The 15,507-nt window shown below is 70.6% G+C and carries 11 protein-coding genes and 2 pseudogenes; 7 read left to right on the top strand and 6 right to left on the bottom strand.

Annotated elements, in window-relative coordinates; all coding sequences use genetic code 11:
* A partial coding sequence (locus FNH08_RS25085) for an HSP90 family protein (RefSeq protein WP_152773817.1) occupies positions 1 to 1,360 on the top strand: 1,360 nt, incomplete at its 5' end.
* A 2-nt stretch (positions 1,361 to 1,362) separates the two neighbouring features.
* Positions 1,363 to 4,302: a hypothetical protein gene (locus FNH08_RS25080; protein WP_152773816.1), complete on the top strand. Its 2,940-nt coding sequence runs from the start codon at positions 1,363 to 1,365 to the stop codon at positions 4,300 to 4,302.
* Positions 4,303 to 4,355: 53 nt separating this feature from the next.
* On the opposite strand, the gene FNH08_RS25075 is transcribed toward FNH08_RS25080, so the two are convergent.
* Complete coding sequence (locus FNH08_RS25075) at positions 4,356 to 6,119, bottom strand: hydroxysqualene dehydroxylase (protein WP_152773815.1); 1,764 nt, start codon at positions 6,117 to 6,119, stop codon at positions 4,356 to 4,358.
* A gap of 527 nt (positions 6,120 to 6,646) precedes the next feature.
* On the opposite strand from FNH08_RS25075, the gene FNH08_RS25070 reads away from it, so the two are divergent.
* From FNH08_RS25070 to FNH08_RS25060, 3 genes are all read left to right on the top strand, one after another.
* Positions 6,647 to 8,737: a flavin monoamine oxidase family protein gene (locus FNH08_RS25070; protein WP_228034331.1), complete on the top strand. Its 2,091-nt coding sequence runs from the start codon at positions 6,647 to 6,649 to the stop codon at positions 8,735 to 8,737.
* Entirely contained in the window at positions 8,734 to 10,563 is a 1,830-nt protein-coding gene (locus FNH08_RS25065) for a thiamine pyrophosphate-binding protein (RefSeq protein WP_322725333.1), read from the top strand. The genes FNH08_RS25070 and FNH08_RS25065 overlap by 4 nt, the downstream gene beginning before the upstream one ends.
* Before the next feature lie 78 nt (positions 10,564 to 10,641).
* Positions 10,642 to 11,151, top strand: a complete 510-nt coding sequence (locus FNH08_RS25060; protein WP_152773813.1) for an inclusion body family protein — start codon at positions 10,642 to 10,644, stop codon at positions 11,149 to 11,151.
* A gap of 151 nt (positions 11,152 to 11,302) precedes the next feature.
* On the opposite strand, the pseudogene FNH08_RS54345 reads toward FNH08_RS25060, so the two are convergent.
* Both FNH08_RS54345 and FNH08_RS52215 read right to left on the bottom strand, forming a co-directional pair.
* Positions 11,303 to 11,666: pseudogene (locus tag FNH08_RS54345) on the bottom strand (helix-turn-helix domain-containing protein); the annotation flags it as partial.
* A gap of 257 nt (positions 11,667 to 11,923) precedes the next feature.
* Positions 11,924 to 12,281 (bottom strand): annotated as a pseudogene (locus FNH08_RS52215) (hypothetical protein); the annotation flags it as partial.
* A gap of 114 nt (positions 12,282 to 12,395) precedes the next feature.
* On the opposite strand from FNH08_RS52215, the gene FNH08_RS25045 reads away from it, so the two are divergent.
* Together FNH08_RS25045 and FNH08_RS25040 are read left to right on the top strand one after the other, a co-directional pair.
* Positions 12,396 to 13,094: a TetR/AcrR family transcriptional regulator C-terminal domain-containing protein gene (locus FNH08_RS25045; protein ID WP_152773812.1), complete on the top strand. Its 699-nt coding sequence runs from the start codon at positions 12,396 to 12,398 to the stop codon at positions 13,092 to 13,094.
* Between the two features lie 40 nt (positions 13,095 to 13,134).
* Positions 13,135 to 14,187: a threonine aldolase family protein gene (locus tag FNH08_RS25040; protein WP_152773811.1), complete on the top strand. Its 1,053-nt coding sequence runs from the start codon at positions 13,135 to 13,137 to the stop codon at positions 14,185 to 14,187.
* A 179-nt stretch (positions 14,188 to 14,366) separates the two neighbouring features.
* Here the strand turns inward: FNH08_RS25040 and FNH08_RS50890 are convergent, their stop codons facing one another.
* The 3 genes from FNH08_RS50890 to FNH08_RS25030 all read right to left on the bottom strand — a co-directional run.
* Positions 14,367 to 14,504 (bottom strand): hypothetical protein, encoded by a 138-nt coding sequence (locus FNH08_RS50890; RefSeq protein ID WP_194238600.1) that lies wholly within the window; start codon positions 14,502 to 14,504, stop codon positions 14,367 to 14,369.
* Positions 14,505 to 14,532: 28 nt separating this feature from the next.
* Complete coding sequence (locus tag FNH08_RS25035) at positions 14,533 to 14,781, bottom strand: hypothetical protein (protein WP_194238599.1); 249 nt, start codon at positions 14,779 to 14,781, stop codon at positions 14,533 to 14,535.
* A 239-nt stretch (positions 14,782 to 15,020) separates the two neighbouring features.
* The coding region (locus FNH08_RS25030) for a CocE/NonD family hydrolase (RefSeq protein ID WP_152773810.1) at positions 15,021 to 15,507 on the bottom strand (487 nt) is incomplete at its 5' end.

The raw sequence follows: 15,507 nt of genomic DNA, 5'->3' as shown, positions 1-15,507 counted from the left end.
CGCCCGCCCCCGGCCCGGCACCACCGTCACGCTGACGCCGCGCGCCGACGCCGGCGAGTGGACCCGCCCGGAGCAGGTGCACGCGCTGGCCCGCCACTTCGGCTCCCTGCTGCGCCACCCGGTGACCTTCGACGACGGCACAGGCGGCCCCGGCGGCACGGGCGCCTCCGTCAACCCCGAGCCCGCACCCTGGGCGCGTACGTACCCCACGCCGGGAGCCCGATCCCGTGCGCTGGCCGCGTACGGCGAAGAGGTCTTCGGGTTCACGCCGCTGGACACCATCGAACTGGACCTGCCGGCCGTGGGCCTGAAGGGCATCGCCTGCGTGCTGCCCGAGGCGGTGCCGGCCGGGCGCCGCCACGGCCACCGCGTGCACGTCAAGGGCATGCTGCTGTCCGAGCAGGCCGAGGAGATCCTGCCCGAGTGGGCGTTCTTCGTCCGCTGCGTCGTCGACGCCGAGAGCCTGCGCCCGACGGCGTCCCGCGAGTCCCTGTACGAGGACGACACCCTCGCAGCCGTCCGCGACGCCCTCGCCGAGCGGCTGCGCGCCTGGATCGCCCGGGCCGCCGCCAGCGACCCGGACCTGCTCGGCCGCTTCCTCCAGGCCCACCACCTCGCCGTGAAGTCGCTCGCGGTGCACGACGACGAGATCCTGCGGATGCTGCTGCCCTGGCTGCCGTTCGAGACCACCGACGGGCACTGCACCCTCGACGAGTTCTCCCGCACCCACCGCACCGTGCTCGTGACGTCGAGCGTGGAGGAGTTCCGACAGGTCGCGGCGATCGCCTCGGCCGCCGGGCTCGGCGTCGTCAACGGCGGCTACACCTACGACCGTGAACTGGTCCACCGGCTGCCCGAGATCAGGCCCGAAGTGAGCGTCGCCGACCTCGATCCGGCGACCCTCACCGCCCACCTCGACCCCGTCGACCGGGAGACGGAACTGGCCGCCGCGGCCTACCTCGCCCTGGCCCGCGACGCCCTCGCCGTCTTCGACTGCGATGTCGCGCTGCGCACCTTCCAGCCCGCCTCCGCCCCCGCCCTCCTCGTCGACAGCCGTGAGGCGCGGCACGAGCGCACCCGCTCCCAGCTCGCCCGTGAGCAGGAGGGCGGTCTGTGGGGCGACATCCTCGGCGCTCTGCGCCAGGAGGCCCCGCGGGCCCAGCTGATCCTCAACCAGCTCAACCCGCTGGTCCGCGCAGCCGTCACCATCGACGAGCCCGAGTTGGCCCGCACCAGCGCCGAAGCCCTCTACGGGCAGGCAGCGATGCTGTCCCGGCGCCCCCTGAGGCCCGCCGAATCGAGCCTCATCAACCGCTCCTTCCTCGACCTGCTCGCCCACGCCCTCCGCAAGGACAGCTGACGATGCCGACCGCACCCGTACCTCAGACCACCGACGAGCTGTACCAGGCGCTCCAGGAGAACGACCGGCGCCCCTACGGCCGCACCCGCACCGTCACCGCCGAGGAACTCGTCGACGCCGCCGAGCAGTTCGCGGAGCCCGTCCCCCTCGTCCACGCGCTCCTCGAACTCCAGGAGGCGTACACCTACGGCTCCGAACCCCGGAAGTCGCCCGTCGTCTTCGCCCGTCTGCTGACCCTCTTCGACGAGCAGCCGGACGTCTTCGACGAGCGCCTGCGCCACATGCTGTTCTGGCGGTTCAAGTGGGTGGCCAACGCCTTGCGCGCGCTGCCCGAGGTACCGCTGGCAAGCCTGCGCCAGTGGCTGACGGAGATGCGCGACCGCTACGAGAAGGCAGACCTGGGCCTCCAGCCCTACTACGGACAGGCGTACCAACTGGCCGCCCACACAGGCGAGGACACCACCCTCGCCTACGAGCTGTGGTCGGGCCGCACCCGCACCCGGCTCAGCGACTGCGAAGCCTGCGAGATCTGCGAGCGCGCCCTCTACCACCTCACGGCGGGCGACGACGAACGGGCGCTGCGCACCTGGGAGCCCGTCCTCGCCGGGAAGGAATCCTGCCAGGAGGAGCCGGCCCGCTCCGTCTCGTACGCGCTGCTGCCCCTGCTGCGCACCGGCCGCACCGACCGGGCCCGCGAACTGCACCTCGCCGGCTACCGCAGCTGCCGCCGCAACCCCTCGACATCCCCGGAGGTCGGTCGGCACCTGGAGTTCTGCGCACTCACCGGCAACGAGGCACGCGGCCTGGAACTGCTCGCCGAGAACCGCAGCCTGTTCGACGAGGTCGACTCGCCGCTGGACCTGCTCGACTTCCTCACCGGCGTGGAGGTCCTCCTCCAGCGCGTCGAGCTCCTCGGCCACGGCGAACTGCCCGCCGCCGGGTACGCGGGCCGCACCTGGACGGTGGCGGGCCTGCGCGCCGAGGTGCGCGGCCGCGCCGACGACCTCGCCGCCCGCTTCGACGCCCGCAACGGAACCACCGCCCACACCGACCGCCGCGGGGCCCGCCTCGACCGCGCCCCGCTCCTGGACGCACTGGAACTGACCCTGCGTCCCCGCAGCCTCGACGACGTGGCCCCGGCCGCCCCCGTTGCCGCGCCCGCCGCCCGTACGTCCGCCACCGTCCCCGACTCGCTGCCCGAACTCATCCTCCGAGCAAGGACGTTGGATGAACAGGGGCACCCCGACGCCCATGCGTGCTGGGCGCGGCTGCGCACGCTCGCCGCCGCCCGCGACTACACCCACCCCGACGACCCGGCCGTGGGCCCGCTCGTACAACTACGCGCCGACCTGCTGACCGACGAGGCGAGCCGGGCGGGCGAGAGGGACGAGTTCGCCGACGCCGCCGCCCTCCACGAGGAGGCCGCGGCCCTGTACGACGACGCCGGACTGCCGGGCCACGCGGCTCTCGCCCGCGCCTGCGCCCTGCTCGCCACCGCCGAGATTCCCGCGGAGGCCGCCGACGCAGCCGAGACGAAGGCCGCCGCGCTGACCGACGCCCACGCGTCCATGGTCCGCCTGCACGACGAGACGCCCGGCCTCGCCCCGTTCCAGGAGGCCCGCCTGCTGCGGCTGCGGGCGACCGCGCTCGGCCTGCGCCTGCAGACGTCGCGGAGCGAGGAGCACGTCGCGCCGGTCCTCGCCGAGGTGGACGTACTGCACGCCTTCGCCACCCGGCACGACCTCGCCGGGCAGCTCTCCGGCGCCCTGCTGCTGCGGGTCAGCACGTACGCCATCTCCGGCGACCTGCCCGCCGCGGTCACCGAGATCGACGCCCTCCTCGACCGGTTGAAGGCGCAGGGCCCCGCCTGGCACCTGCCCCGCACGCGTGGACTGCGCGGCCGGCTCCAACTCGGTCTCCGGGACGCGCAGGCCGCGCACGCGGACCTGACCGAGGGCCTGCGACTGGCCGCCGACTGGCCGGCCGACACGGTCGACACCGGCCGCCTGCACGGTGACCTGGCCGAGGCCTGCATGCACCTGGGCCGCCCCGACGAGGCACTGCGGCACCTCACGCGCTCCGCGGAGCTGGAGCTTCGCCGCGGCAGCCGGACGGACGCGTTCTGCACGTACAGCAACGCGGCACAGCTCAGCCTCGACCTGGGCCGCGTCGAGGACTGCATCGCACTGCTCGACTCCCTGCTGGCGGAACCGGACGTCGCCGCCGGAGAGTTGGACGACCGGCTCGTCGCTCAGCTGCGCCTGACCCGCGCCCGCGCGCTGCACACGGGGGAGGACCTCAAGGCCGCCACGGCGGAGTTCGTCGCCCTCGCGGCCGAGTCGGCCGGCTGGGACGACGACCCGGCCAGCCACGCCATGATCGCTGCGGAGACGGCCGTACTCCTCGGCGAGTCCGGCGAGTTCGGCCGGGCCCGCGAGGTCGTGGACCAGGCACTCGTTGCCCATGCCCGGGCCCCGCGCTATGAGCAGCTCAGCAACTGCCTGCGCGAACTGGCCCGTCTCCAGGCTCAGCGGCAGGGCCCCGACGGCCTGGCCGACGCCCGGGCCTTCCTCGCCGACGCCGGCCGGATCGCCGACGAAGCCCGCGCCGCCGAGTACGAGGCCCATGGCCGCTCCCTGGACACCGCTCTGGCCTACGAACACGGGCGGGTCAACGCCTACGTCAGCGAGTACGAGGACGCCCTGGCCGCCCTGGAGAAGGCCCTCGCACTGCTCGGCGAGCCGGGACGGGACGACGACCACGCCGGCGAGTGGGCCGAGTGCGTCCGCCTCGCAGGTGTCGTGGAGGGCATCTACCTGGAACGCCCCGCCCCCGCCCTCACCCGCCTCGACGCGGCGGTCTCCCGCCTGACCGCCTTGGGCCACACCGAGGAGACCGAGTCGCTGACCTCCCTGGCGGCCCGGCTGCGCGACGAGGAGTGACACGGCGGTGCCGGGGCGACAGCCCGCCCCGGCACCGCGGTCCACCAATGCTGTCAACCGACGTCGAAGAGATTCGGCAGCCGGAGGAGGTAACGGGCGCGGTCGTGCCGCTTGAGTGCCTCCAACTCGGGGGCCCGGTACAGCGGAGTGACGGTGCATCGCTCGGCGGCCGAACCGATCTGGTCCAGCAGGGCGTTGACGGCCTGCCGGGCCGAGGTGTTGGCGCCTTCCATGGTGGCCAGATCGATGGGCACGGCCACGTAGTCGCCGGACAGGAAGAGGTTGGGGATCTTCGTGGTCGACCTCGGACGGTGGTGGAAGGTCCCCGTCGGATGGATGAGCAGTTGTTCCTCGTTGACCGGGTTCGGGGTGCCGAGTCCGTCCACGGCCGGATCGAGGAACCAGGAGTGCAACACGGAGTCCTTCAGGACCGTACGGCCGCTGTCGTTGAGCGCCGCCTTCAACTGCGCCCACACCTCGCGGGCAACCTCGGTGCGGGTGCACTGCTTGGCCGTCTTGCCGTACAGGATGCCCGGCTGGTCCCACTCGGAGACGTCCACGGACAGGCAGTCCGCGACCGTGCCGTCACCGAAGTCGGCCGGGAAGTCGTGGTTCGGCCAGTGCTGGGCCTGGGCGATCGCGGTCAGCGACCACGGGGAGTCGATGAGGTCGAGGTGGCCGTGCAGGATCGGCGTACGTTCGGTCAGATAGAACTGGATGCCGGTCATCCAGTCCGTCTCCAGCCGGTCGCACGCGGCCAGTTGGGGATCGGCGGCGCGCACGGCGGAGTTCCAGGTGCGGCGGGCGTGCTCGACCGGCATGGCCGAGATGTAGTGGTCGGCGGTGACGGTCCGGCGGGCGCCCTCCGGGTCCTCCACGACGGCCCCGGCGATCCGGCCCGCGTCCAGGGCCAGGTCATGTACGGTCCAACCGACCCGGAACTCCACGCCGAGTGACTTCAGGTACGTCACCCAGGGGTCGAGCCAGGCCTCGTTGGTGGGCGCGTTGAGGATCCGGTCGAGCGGTCCGTCCGCGCCCCGGCCGAGGAGGTTGAAGGCGAAGGCCTCCAGCAGGGTGGCCACTGTACGGGTGCTTGCCTCCTCCGCCTTGGTGGCCACGATGTTGCGGGTGATGCCGACGGCCAGGATGCGCTGGTAGTCGTAGGACATCTGTCCGGCCCGTACGAACTCCCACCACGGTGTCTGCTCCCATACGCCGTCGCGCCGCTCGTCGCAGCTGGTGAGGAAGACCAGGAAGCGGTTGGCGAAGTAGAGGGCCTCGTGAAGGGGGAGGTTGAAGGCGGTGTCCAGGACGGAGGTGAGGGCGCGGCGGATCTCGTCGGGGGTGAGTTCGGCCGGCGTGTTGCCGGGCCAGGGCAGCGGGACCCGGATGTCCTCGCGGCCGCCCGACCGGGCGAAGAGCATTTCCTTGGGGGCGACGAGGTTGTCGTGGACACCGCCCGGGTTGCCGGGGAAAGGGATGCGCCGCATGGTGTCGGGCAGGTTGTGGTAGATGCCGGGGATGAAGCGGAAGCCGTGCTCGCCGGGCAGGGGGTCGCGGCCGCCCGTACCGCTGCCCGGTACGTCCATGCTGCGGGCCTTGCCGCCCAGCGCCTTGCGTTCGTAGACCGTGACCCGGAAGCCGCGTTCGGCGAGTTCGTGCGCGGCCGTGAGCCCGGCGACGCCCCCGCCCAGCACGGCCACGGTCTGCGCCGCGGCGCCGTTCTCGGCCGAAGCCCGCTGGGGGGTTCCGAGTGTGACCCCGCCGCCGGCGGCCGCGGCAGTGCCCAGGAACTCTCTGCGCGTGGTGCCGCTCATCGCCATCCCTTACCGTCGGTAACATCGGCGCACGAGGATATGGGCGAGGCAGCAATCCCGGAAGACGGCCGACGTAACTTTGGCTTGATGCCGCATCATTCGGCGGCGGTCACGGCGCACGCTTCGTCGACTTGTCCGGACTGGTGGTCGAATTCGAGTTCGGTGCACGTACGTCCAGTGCCGAAAATGCTGCCCGCCCGGTGGTGGCATGGCGGGGTCAGGTGCAGCTTGGCCGGATGTGTATGTCAACATCGCCGATTTGGCGGTCAGTTGTAGGAGTGGGTGGCGGTTTACCACCGGATCGGTGGGTGGGGTCGGCACGCCCTCGTCTCAGGGTCTTCACATTCCATTTACGAATTTCTCTTGCAGTTGCATCCGACTCCCCTTCCGCCCCTCGGGGATATTCCGCTCTCTCGCCGATAAATCAGGCAAGTGAAAATCGCGCCACCAAGTCCTCTCGGCGCTTTCAGGACTTTGTCTTCCGGGTGAACCGGGAAATCGTTTCGGCATATCTACGATCGCAGACTATGACCGTCACTCCACGGGACAACTCCGCCACCCGTGCCCGCTGGCAGACCTGTCTCAGGCTCGCCCGTGAACTCCTCCTCGTCGGACCCGACGGAAAAGACCTCAAACTCGAATATCTGCACACCCTGATAGACACGGGCCACCTCGGTACCACCCGGCACCCGCGCAAGAAGGTCCTCGTCGTCGGCGCCGGCATCACCGGCCTCGTCGTCGGCCGGCTGCTCAAGGACGCAGGGCACGACGTCACCATCCTCGAGGCGAACGCCAACCGTGTCGGCGGACGCATCAAGACCTTCCGTACCACCAAGCACCACCAGCCGTTCGCCGACCCGGCCCAGTACGCCGAGGCCGGGGCCATGCGGCTGCCCGACTTCCACCCGCTCGTTCTCGCCCTGGTCGACAAGCTGGGGCTCGGCCGGCGCCAGTTCTACAACGTGGACATCGATCCCCACACGGGCAGCGGTCCCGACGTGCCCGTCCCTCCGGTGACGTACACCTCCTTCACCGGCCGGACGTGGACGTACGGCGACGACAGCCCGGACTTCGCCGAACCCGACAAGCGCGGCAACTCCTGGATCCGCGCCAACCGCGTCCAGGTGCGGCGCGCCGACTACGCCGCCGGACCCGAGCGGATCAACGAGGGCTTCCACCTCACCGACGACGAGGTCCGCGCCCCCGTCGCGCGGATGGTGGACGAGGCGCTGGAGAGCGTGCGCGACTACTACTCCGACGTCGTCGACGGCAAGCGGGTCAACAAGCCGTTCGACGAGTGGGTAGAGGGCTGGGCGCGGGTGATCCGCGACTTCGACGGCTACTCGATGGGCTCCTTCCTGCGCGACCGCGCCGGGCTCAGCGACGAGGCCGTCGAGGCCGTCGGAACCCTGGAGAACATGTCCTCGCGGCTCTACCTCTCCTTCTTCCACAGCTTCCTGAGCCGCAGCGACATCAACCCGGCCGTCCGCTACTGGGAGATACCCGGCGGCAGTTGGCGCCTGCCGCACGCCCTGTACCAGGGCCTGCGCGACGAGGTGCAACTCGGCCAGCGCATGATCCGCCTCGAGTACCACGATCCCAGCCACGACACCGACCCCGAAGGCACCGGGGCGGTCGGACCCGACGGGTGGGGCGTGGCCGTACAGACCGTCGACGAGGAGGACCCGAAGGAACTGCCCCGTCTGTGGACGGCGGACCTGGCGGTCGTCACCATCCCGTTCTCCGCGCTGCGCTTCGTGGAGATCGTCCCCTCGATGTCGTACAAGAAGCGCCGCGCCGTCATCGAGACCCACTATGACCAGGCCACCAAGGTGCTGCTCGAATTCAGCCACCGCTGGTGGGAGTTCACCGAGGACGACTGGCGCGACACGCTGGACGGCATCGCGCCCGGCCTGTACGAGTACTACCGGCGGGGGCACGAGGCGGAGACCGGGACCGTGTCCGTGCCCACGCTGCCCGAGCCCGGGGCCGGGCTGCTCGGCGCCGCCGTCAAGGACAGCCTCGTCACCGAGGAGATGCGGCGGATCGACGGGAGTCTGCCGCTGCGCGGCCCCGCCGTCCGGCCCGCCACCCACTGCTTCGGCGGGGGCTCCGCCGCTGACAACCCCAACCGGTTCATGTACTACCCCTCGCACCCGATCGCGGACAGCACGGGCGGCGGCGTCGTCCTCGCCTCGTATTCCTGGTCCGACGACGCCGCACGCTGGGACTCCATGCCGAAGGCGGAGCGCTACCTCTACGCCCTGCGCAACCTCCAGGCCGTGCACGGCCGTCGCGTCGAGGTGTTCTTCACCGGCCGGGGCGCCACCCAGAGCTGGGCCCGCGACCCGTACGCCTTCGGCGAGGCGGCTATCTACACCGCGCACCAGATGACCAGCTTCCACCTGGACGTCTCCCGGCCCGAGGGCCCGGTGCACTTCGCCGGCGAGCACACGTCCCTCAAGCACGCCTGGATCGAGGGCGCCCTGGAGAGCGCCGTCCGCGCCGCCCTCGCCGTCCATCAGGCCCCGCCGGTCACCGACAGGAAAGGCTCGGACCAGGACGTCTCGGGTGCGGACGACCGGTCGGGCGCGGACCGGGAAGGGGAGTCCTCGTGAGCGCGATCACTCCTGCCTGCACGGTCGCCCGCTATCTCGCCGTGCGGTTGGCCGAGCTGGGCATCACCCATCTGTTCGGCGTCCCCGGCAACCACCTCGGCCCGTTCCTCACCACCCTGCGGGCCGAGGGCGACATCGAGTGGGTCGGCACCCCGACCGAGGGCGGCGCCGGCCAGGCCGCCGACGCCTACGCCCGCATCCACGGCGTGGGCGCCGCGGCGGTGACGTACAGCGTGGGCGCGTTCAATCTGCTGGGCGCCTGCGGCGGCGCGTACGTCGAGCAGGTCCCGCTCATCGCCGTCAACGCCTGCCCGCCGTACGAGCAGTGGCAGAACTTCCGCGCCGTCGGGCTGCTCACCTCGCACATGAGCCCCCGTGCCGAGAGCAACCTGGACGTCTACCGGCAGGTCACCGTGGACGCACAGGTCATCTCCCACCCGGGCTTGGCGCCCGCCCAGATCGACTCCGCGCTCACCGCCTGCGTCTCCGAGCGGCGGCCGGTCTACCTGGAGGTCATGGAAGACCTGTGGGACGAGCCCTGCCCCGAGCCGAAGGAGCCGATCGTCCGCCGCGAACGGCCCTTCAGCGAGCGCAACCAGACCATGCTGGACCAGGCCGTGCACGCGATCCTCACCCTGATCGAGGAGCACCCGGGCCCGGACGGCAGGCCCCGCCCGATCGTGTGGGCCGGCGAGGAGATCGACCGGTACCGGCTCGGTGGGGAACTCGTCGACCTGGTGGAGGCCACCGGCGTCCCGTTCTGCACGACCGTCGGTGCCAAGGCCGTCGTGGACGAGGACCTGTCCCAGTTCCATGGCGTCTACAACGGCAAGGCCAGTCATCCGGACGTGTACGCGATCTTCAAGGACTGGGCCACCTGCCGGATCGGGCTCGGGGCCTGGTCCACGTCGAAGAACCTCGGCGGTGAGCAGAGCGTCGGCACCGACTGGGTGATGGCGGCGCACGGCGGTGTCAGCGTCGGTACCTCCTACTTCCCCGACGTCCAGCTCGCCCAGTTGCTGCCCGCCGTCCAGGATGCGCTGGTGAAGGCCTACGGCTCCGAGGGCCTGTCCGCGGACTACTACGCCGAGTCCTACAGCTACCAGGGAGTGCGGGACGACCGCCCCGCCGGCCTGGCGCAGTACCGCGCCTCGCTGAGCGTCAGCGGTGCGCGGTCCCGGGACGCCGAACGGCTCACGTACGACGGCGTGTTCGACCGGGTCAACCACTTCCTGGGCCAGGAGGCCACGGACGACTGGACGGTCGTGTCCGACGCCGCGTTCTCCCTCATCGGCTCGATGAACCTGTCCCTGCCCGCGGGAGGCTTCCTGTCCCAGATCAGCTGGCTGTCCATCGGCTGGTCGGTCGGCGCGGCCACCGGCGCCGCGCTCGCCCCGGAACGAGAGGGCGCCCGCCCGATGGTGTTCGTCGGCGACGGCGCCTTCCAGGAGACCTGCCAGGAGATCTCGACGCACACCCGGCTCGGGCTGCGCTCGGTGGTGTTCGTCCTGGACAACGGGTCCTTCTACGGCATCGAGCAGATGTTGGTGCACCCGGCCTACTACGCCGGACAGGACCCCGCCGAGCCGGACTTCTACAACGTCCTCCACCCCTGGCACCACGACCGCCTCGCGGCCGTCTTCGCCGGCGAGGACACCCCGGCGAGCGGCCTCAGCGTCGCCAGCCCCACGGAGCTGGACGACCTGCTGGCCCGACTCGGCGACGCGCGCGACCCGGTCAACGCCGGACCCCTCCTGGTCCGCGTCCGACTGCACCGGCAGGACTATCCGCGGGCGATGGCGTACAAGGTGCCGAAAACCTCGTGACCGGCATCCTCATGACCGAAACTCTCGCGCAACAGGAAATCTCGCAACAGAAAATCTCGAATCCCCAGGGGGAAAGAAATGGCTGATCTGAACGTACTGATCGCCTTCGACGCGGCCACGATCGTCGAGCAGAATCCCAACGCGTCACGAAATCCCGACGCGCCGACCTACGTCGACCAGAGCCTGATCTACATGACGACGCGGCACGACCACATCGTCGGCACTTCGGGCGCCGAGCTGAACCTGCGGGCCGAGCCCGGGGACACCATCCGGTGGCGGGAGACGACGGTGTCGCTGGGCAGCGACTACAAGGCGCTGCTGTACCGGTACGTGAGCAGCGACCGCGATCACACACTCATCAGGACGCCGGAAATCGAGGTGGTCGACGGCATCTATCCGCTGCCGCGGGAGGGCAGCGAGGGCAGTCCGGATTTCGTGACGCAGAAGTACCAGGACCACTACTGGCGCACGACGGTGAAGAGCGTCGGCAAGGTCGTGTACCACTTCTACTTCCAGATCCTTGACCGGCACCGGCAGTTGAAGGGGTACTTCCAGTGGGACCCCTTCATCACCATCGAGGACTCCTGACGGTCCGGCCATGACGGGCGGCGGCGGCCACCACCGCCGCCGCCCTTCGTGGCTTCCTGGTATCGCCCTCCCGCGGGCCGGGGCCGTCGCCGGCGCCCTCGTCCCGGCGGCCGTGCCCGGCGGTGCTCTTACCTGCGGCCAGGTCTCCTTCTTCGACCGTGTACGAGACGGGGAACAGCCGGCCGATCCGCGTCTTGATCCGCGTCTTGATCCGCGCCAGCGTCCACCGCTGGTCCGTCCACCTGCGGGCGAGCGGACCACGCTCCAACTCACGTTCCAAGCGCGCGATCTGGGCTTGGCCGAGCCGGGGCCTTCCGAGAGAGCTCTTTCGAGAGCAGCCCGGCCTCACCTCGCTCACGCCAGGACCGGTGCCACCGCTCCACGGACCGCTCACTGATCCGCAGTGCGGTCGCGATCCGCTGGTTCTTCTGTCCGGCAACAAAGCGTTCCACGGCATGGAGTCGTAGCCGCTCCTTCGCGGCCCTCTCAGCATGCTCAACTTGTACGAGGTGCAATCGCTCAAGCGTCGCGCGGCAAGCGCGACGCGGCCTGTGCCCATCCCGCCGCAGTTCGGAGCACGCCCTGACTCGCGCAGAACGCACCTCTGGCCTGGCCACGCGGCCCTACGATCTCCGGCACGCCGGCGGCGCAAAAGCCGACGGCAGTCATATCAACGTGCCCTGCCTCGGTTCCCTCTCAGCTCTCGTCGAGTGCGATGGCTGCTGCGGGGCCGCGTCCCGGACGGTCGTGTGCTGGTCCTCGGCGGGGTGCGTCACCATCGCCCGGGTACTTCGCGCAGCCCACCGACGCTCAGCCCCTCGACCTGCTGCAACTCCTCGATGGACACGGCCAGTTCGAGGCTCGCCGACCTGCGCAGCAGGACCTCCAGGACGACCTGGAGTTCGGTGCGGGCCAGGGACTGGCTCAGGCAGGAATGGATCCCGCCGTCTTGCCGATCATGTTCGCGGTGGTCTCGTGGGGGGCAACCAGGAGACCCATACGGGAGGCGTCGGACCAGTAGGAGAAGCGGTCCCGGTCCGCAGCGGGGCCCCGAGAAGGTCGCAGATCACGTAGACCGGCAGCGGGACGCCGTGCGCGGCTTTCAGGTCCGTCGGTTCGCCGCTCTTGACGGCCCGGCGGAGGACAAGGGCAGACGAACCGGGGAGTCGTACTGACTCATCTGACATCTCCGTGTGGGGAGGGTCCCTCGGTGATTCGATACGGCGTATCGTACGATGACCCGTATGCCTCGGCACTCGCCCTCACTGGACCGCGCGACCCAGGACCGCATCGCCGAAACCGCCCTCCACCTCGTCGACGAGGGCGGCCCCGAGGCGTTGACGTTCCGTGCGCTGGCCACGCGGCTGGAGATCTCCCTCGCCTCGCTCCAGCGCCGGTGCACCGACCTGGCCGGCCTGCTGGACCTGTGCATCGACCATCTGGCCGCCCGGCTGCCCGAGATCGAGCCGGACACCGACTGGGCCACCGCCACCGAGACCCGGTTCACCGCGCTCTACCGGCTGCTGGCGGCCCACCCGGGACTGCTCGCCCTGCGCGGCACGCGGCCCTGGCTCGGCCCTCATCTGCTGGCCCGCCTGGTCGAGCCGCAACTCGCCGACAGCCTCGCCGCCGGAATGACTCCCGAGGAAGCGATCACCGCGTACCGACGGATGTACCTGCTCACCCTCGGCGGCGCCGGCTTCGTCGACCACCGCGATCCCAAGTCCGCCCAGTCAGCCACCCGCACCGCACTGGCCGCACTCGACCCGGAGGAGTTCCCGGCGCTGACCGGCAACCTGGCCGCGATCGTGCCCGCCGTGACCGACCACGAGGTCTACTACGGCGCTCTGCGCCAGCTCATCCGAGCAGCGGACCCGAGGGCAACAGACCCGACAGCGGCGGCAACCGGGTCCGCAGGACCGGATCCCCGCCGCGAATCCTGATCCGCCCGACGCCGAATCGACCACAACAAGGACCCCGAACATGAGCACCACAACTCCCACGGCACGCATTTTCAGCAGTGACAACGCCGCCGGCGCCTCCCCGGAGATCGTCGACGCCGTGACCCGGGCGGCCGCCGGCCAGACCCAGCCGTACGGCGCCGACAGCATCACCGCCGACGTCCGGCGCCGCATGAGCGAGATCTTCGAATGCGACCTCGATGTACTGCTCGTCTCCACCGGCTCCGCGGCCAACGCCCTGAGCCTGGCGGCCCTGACCCCGCCCTGGGGCAGCGTGCTCTGTCACCGCGACAGCCACATCAACAACGACGAGTGCGGGGCGCCCGAGTTCTACACCGCCGGTGCCAAGCTCGTCCCGCTCGGGGGTGAGGATGCGAAGATCGACCCCGACGAGCTGCGGGCCGCCGTGCGGCACAAGGCCGGGGACGTGCACAGCGTGGAGCCTTCCGTGGTGAGCCTGACCCAGGCCACCGAGACCGGTGCCGTCTATACCCTCGATGAGATCCACACCCTCGGCCCCATCGCCAAGGAGGCGGGTCTGCGCCTGCACATGGACGGCGCCCGCTTCGCCGGAGCCGTCGCCGCGCTCGGCTGCACACCCGCTGAGCTGACCTGGCAGGCCGGGGTCGACCTGCTGTCCTTCGGCGCCACGAAGAACGGCACGATGACCGCCGACGCGATCGTCGTCTTCGACCGGTCCCTCACCGCCGAACTGGCCTTCCGGGCCAAGCGCGCCGGCCAGCTCGCCTCCAAGATGCGCTTCCACGCCGCCCAGCTCGACGCGTACCTCACGGACGACCTGTGGCTGCGCAACGCCGACCACGCCAATGCCATGGCTGCCCGCCTTCAAGAGGGCCTCAAGGCGATACCCGAGGTCGGTCTGCTCGGCGCCGCCGACGCCAACATTCTCTTCTGCCGCCTGCCCCACCAGGTCATCGAGGGACTCCTGGCCGACGGCTACGTCTTCTACCACGACCGCTGGGAGCCGGGTGTCGTCCGCTTCGTGACCTCCTTCGCCACCACGGAGCAGGACGTCGACCACCTCGCCCAGGCCGTCGGCCGCCACGCCGCCTGACCCAGGGCCCTGGACACGGGCCTTCGTTCAGAAGCTGGTGAGGGCGCGCAGCCGGTCAGCCTTGACACGCTGGACCACACCCCCCGCGAGGATCATCGAGTCACCGAACCAGGGCTGCTCGACTGTCCAGTCGATGGTGTCGAGGCCGTCTTCCTGCTCACACGGCCGTCGCCGCCGGACTACGGAATCCAGCGGTCGGCCGGCAGGACAGCCCCGTCGCGCATCGGCACGCGCAGGTCGCGCTCGATGGCCAGATCCCTGGTAACGGGCCGTGGCAGCCGCTGCATGCGCTGCACCAGGAGGCTGCTCAGGTTCATCGGATGGTGCCTCCGTCGTCGTGCCGCCTCACAGTTCCGACAGTTCCTCCGCGAGTACTCGCGGCGTTGCCGTGGGGAACATGCCGCCGGACAGGGCTGCCAGGGAGATCAGGGACATCGAGCCGATCGTCTGGAGGAGTTCGGTGTCCACCAGGGTGGGGGCGTGCGTGCGCAGGGAGAAGCGGCCCGCGGGGAAGTCCTCAGGTCGGGGGAGCGGTTCGGCGGCCTGTTCGGCCCGGTGACGCTGCTCGCGCACCAGCAGGTGCGTGTCGGTCACGGGCCCGTCGGCGGGCAGCCCAGGCGCTCGTACCGGCTCGGCGGGGCATCACTCGCTGCACGACTTCCAGGCGTAGCTGCCTCACCAGGGCTGGCAGCCGGTACCTGCTGCTGGGGGAGTGGTTCCTGTACCGCCACTACAGTTCGCAGACGGGCAACACCGTCAACTTCACGCCCGGGACGAACGCGGACAGATGTTCAACCTCACCCACGCCGACCACACCACCCGCCCTACGGTCCCTATCCCGTCGGCAGGATGATGGCGGAGGGGTGTTCGGCGTCGTGGAGGACGTGCTGGTCTGCTGCTCGGAGCGTGGTGGCGGTGGCGCGTGGTTGGCCGGTGCCGGGGTTGCGGTTGTAGCGGGGGAAGGCGCCGCTGGATATCTGGACGCGGATGCGGTGGCCGCGTTTGAAGCGGTAGGCGGTGGGCCACAGTTGGACGGTGGCTCGGGTGGTGTGGTCGGCGTGGGTGAGGCTGGTGAGGCCGTCGCAGATGTTGGTGGAGCGGCCTGAGTCGTCGACGTCGCAGAGGCGGACGAAGACGTCGGCGTGGGGGAGGCCGGAGCGGAAGAAGATCTCCGCGCTGACCTCGCCGATGACCTCGACGTCCTTGTCCAGTACGGGAGTTGTGTACGTAAGGACGTCAGGGCGGGCTTCGAGGGCGGTGTTGTCGACGCGGCCGGTCTTGACGCCGAAGGCCATGCGGACGCCGCCGACGGCGGGGGTG

It is taken from the genome of Streptomyces spongiae (genome assembly GCF_009377185.1).
Classification (GTDB): domain Bacteria; phylum Actinomycetota; class Actinomycetes; order Streptomycetales; family Streptomycetaceae; genus Streptomyces; species Streptomyces spongiae.
This window is presented reverse-complemented; position numbering and strand designations above follow the sequence as displayed.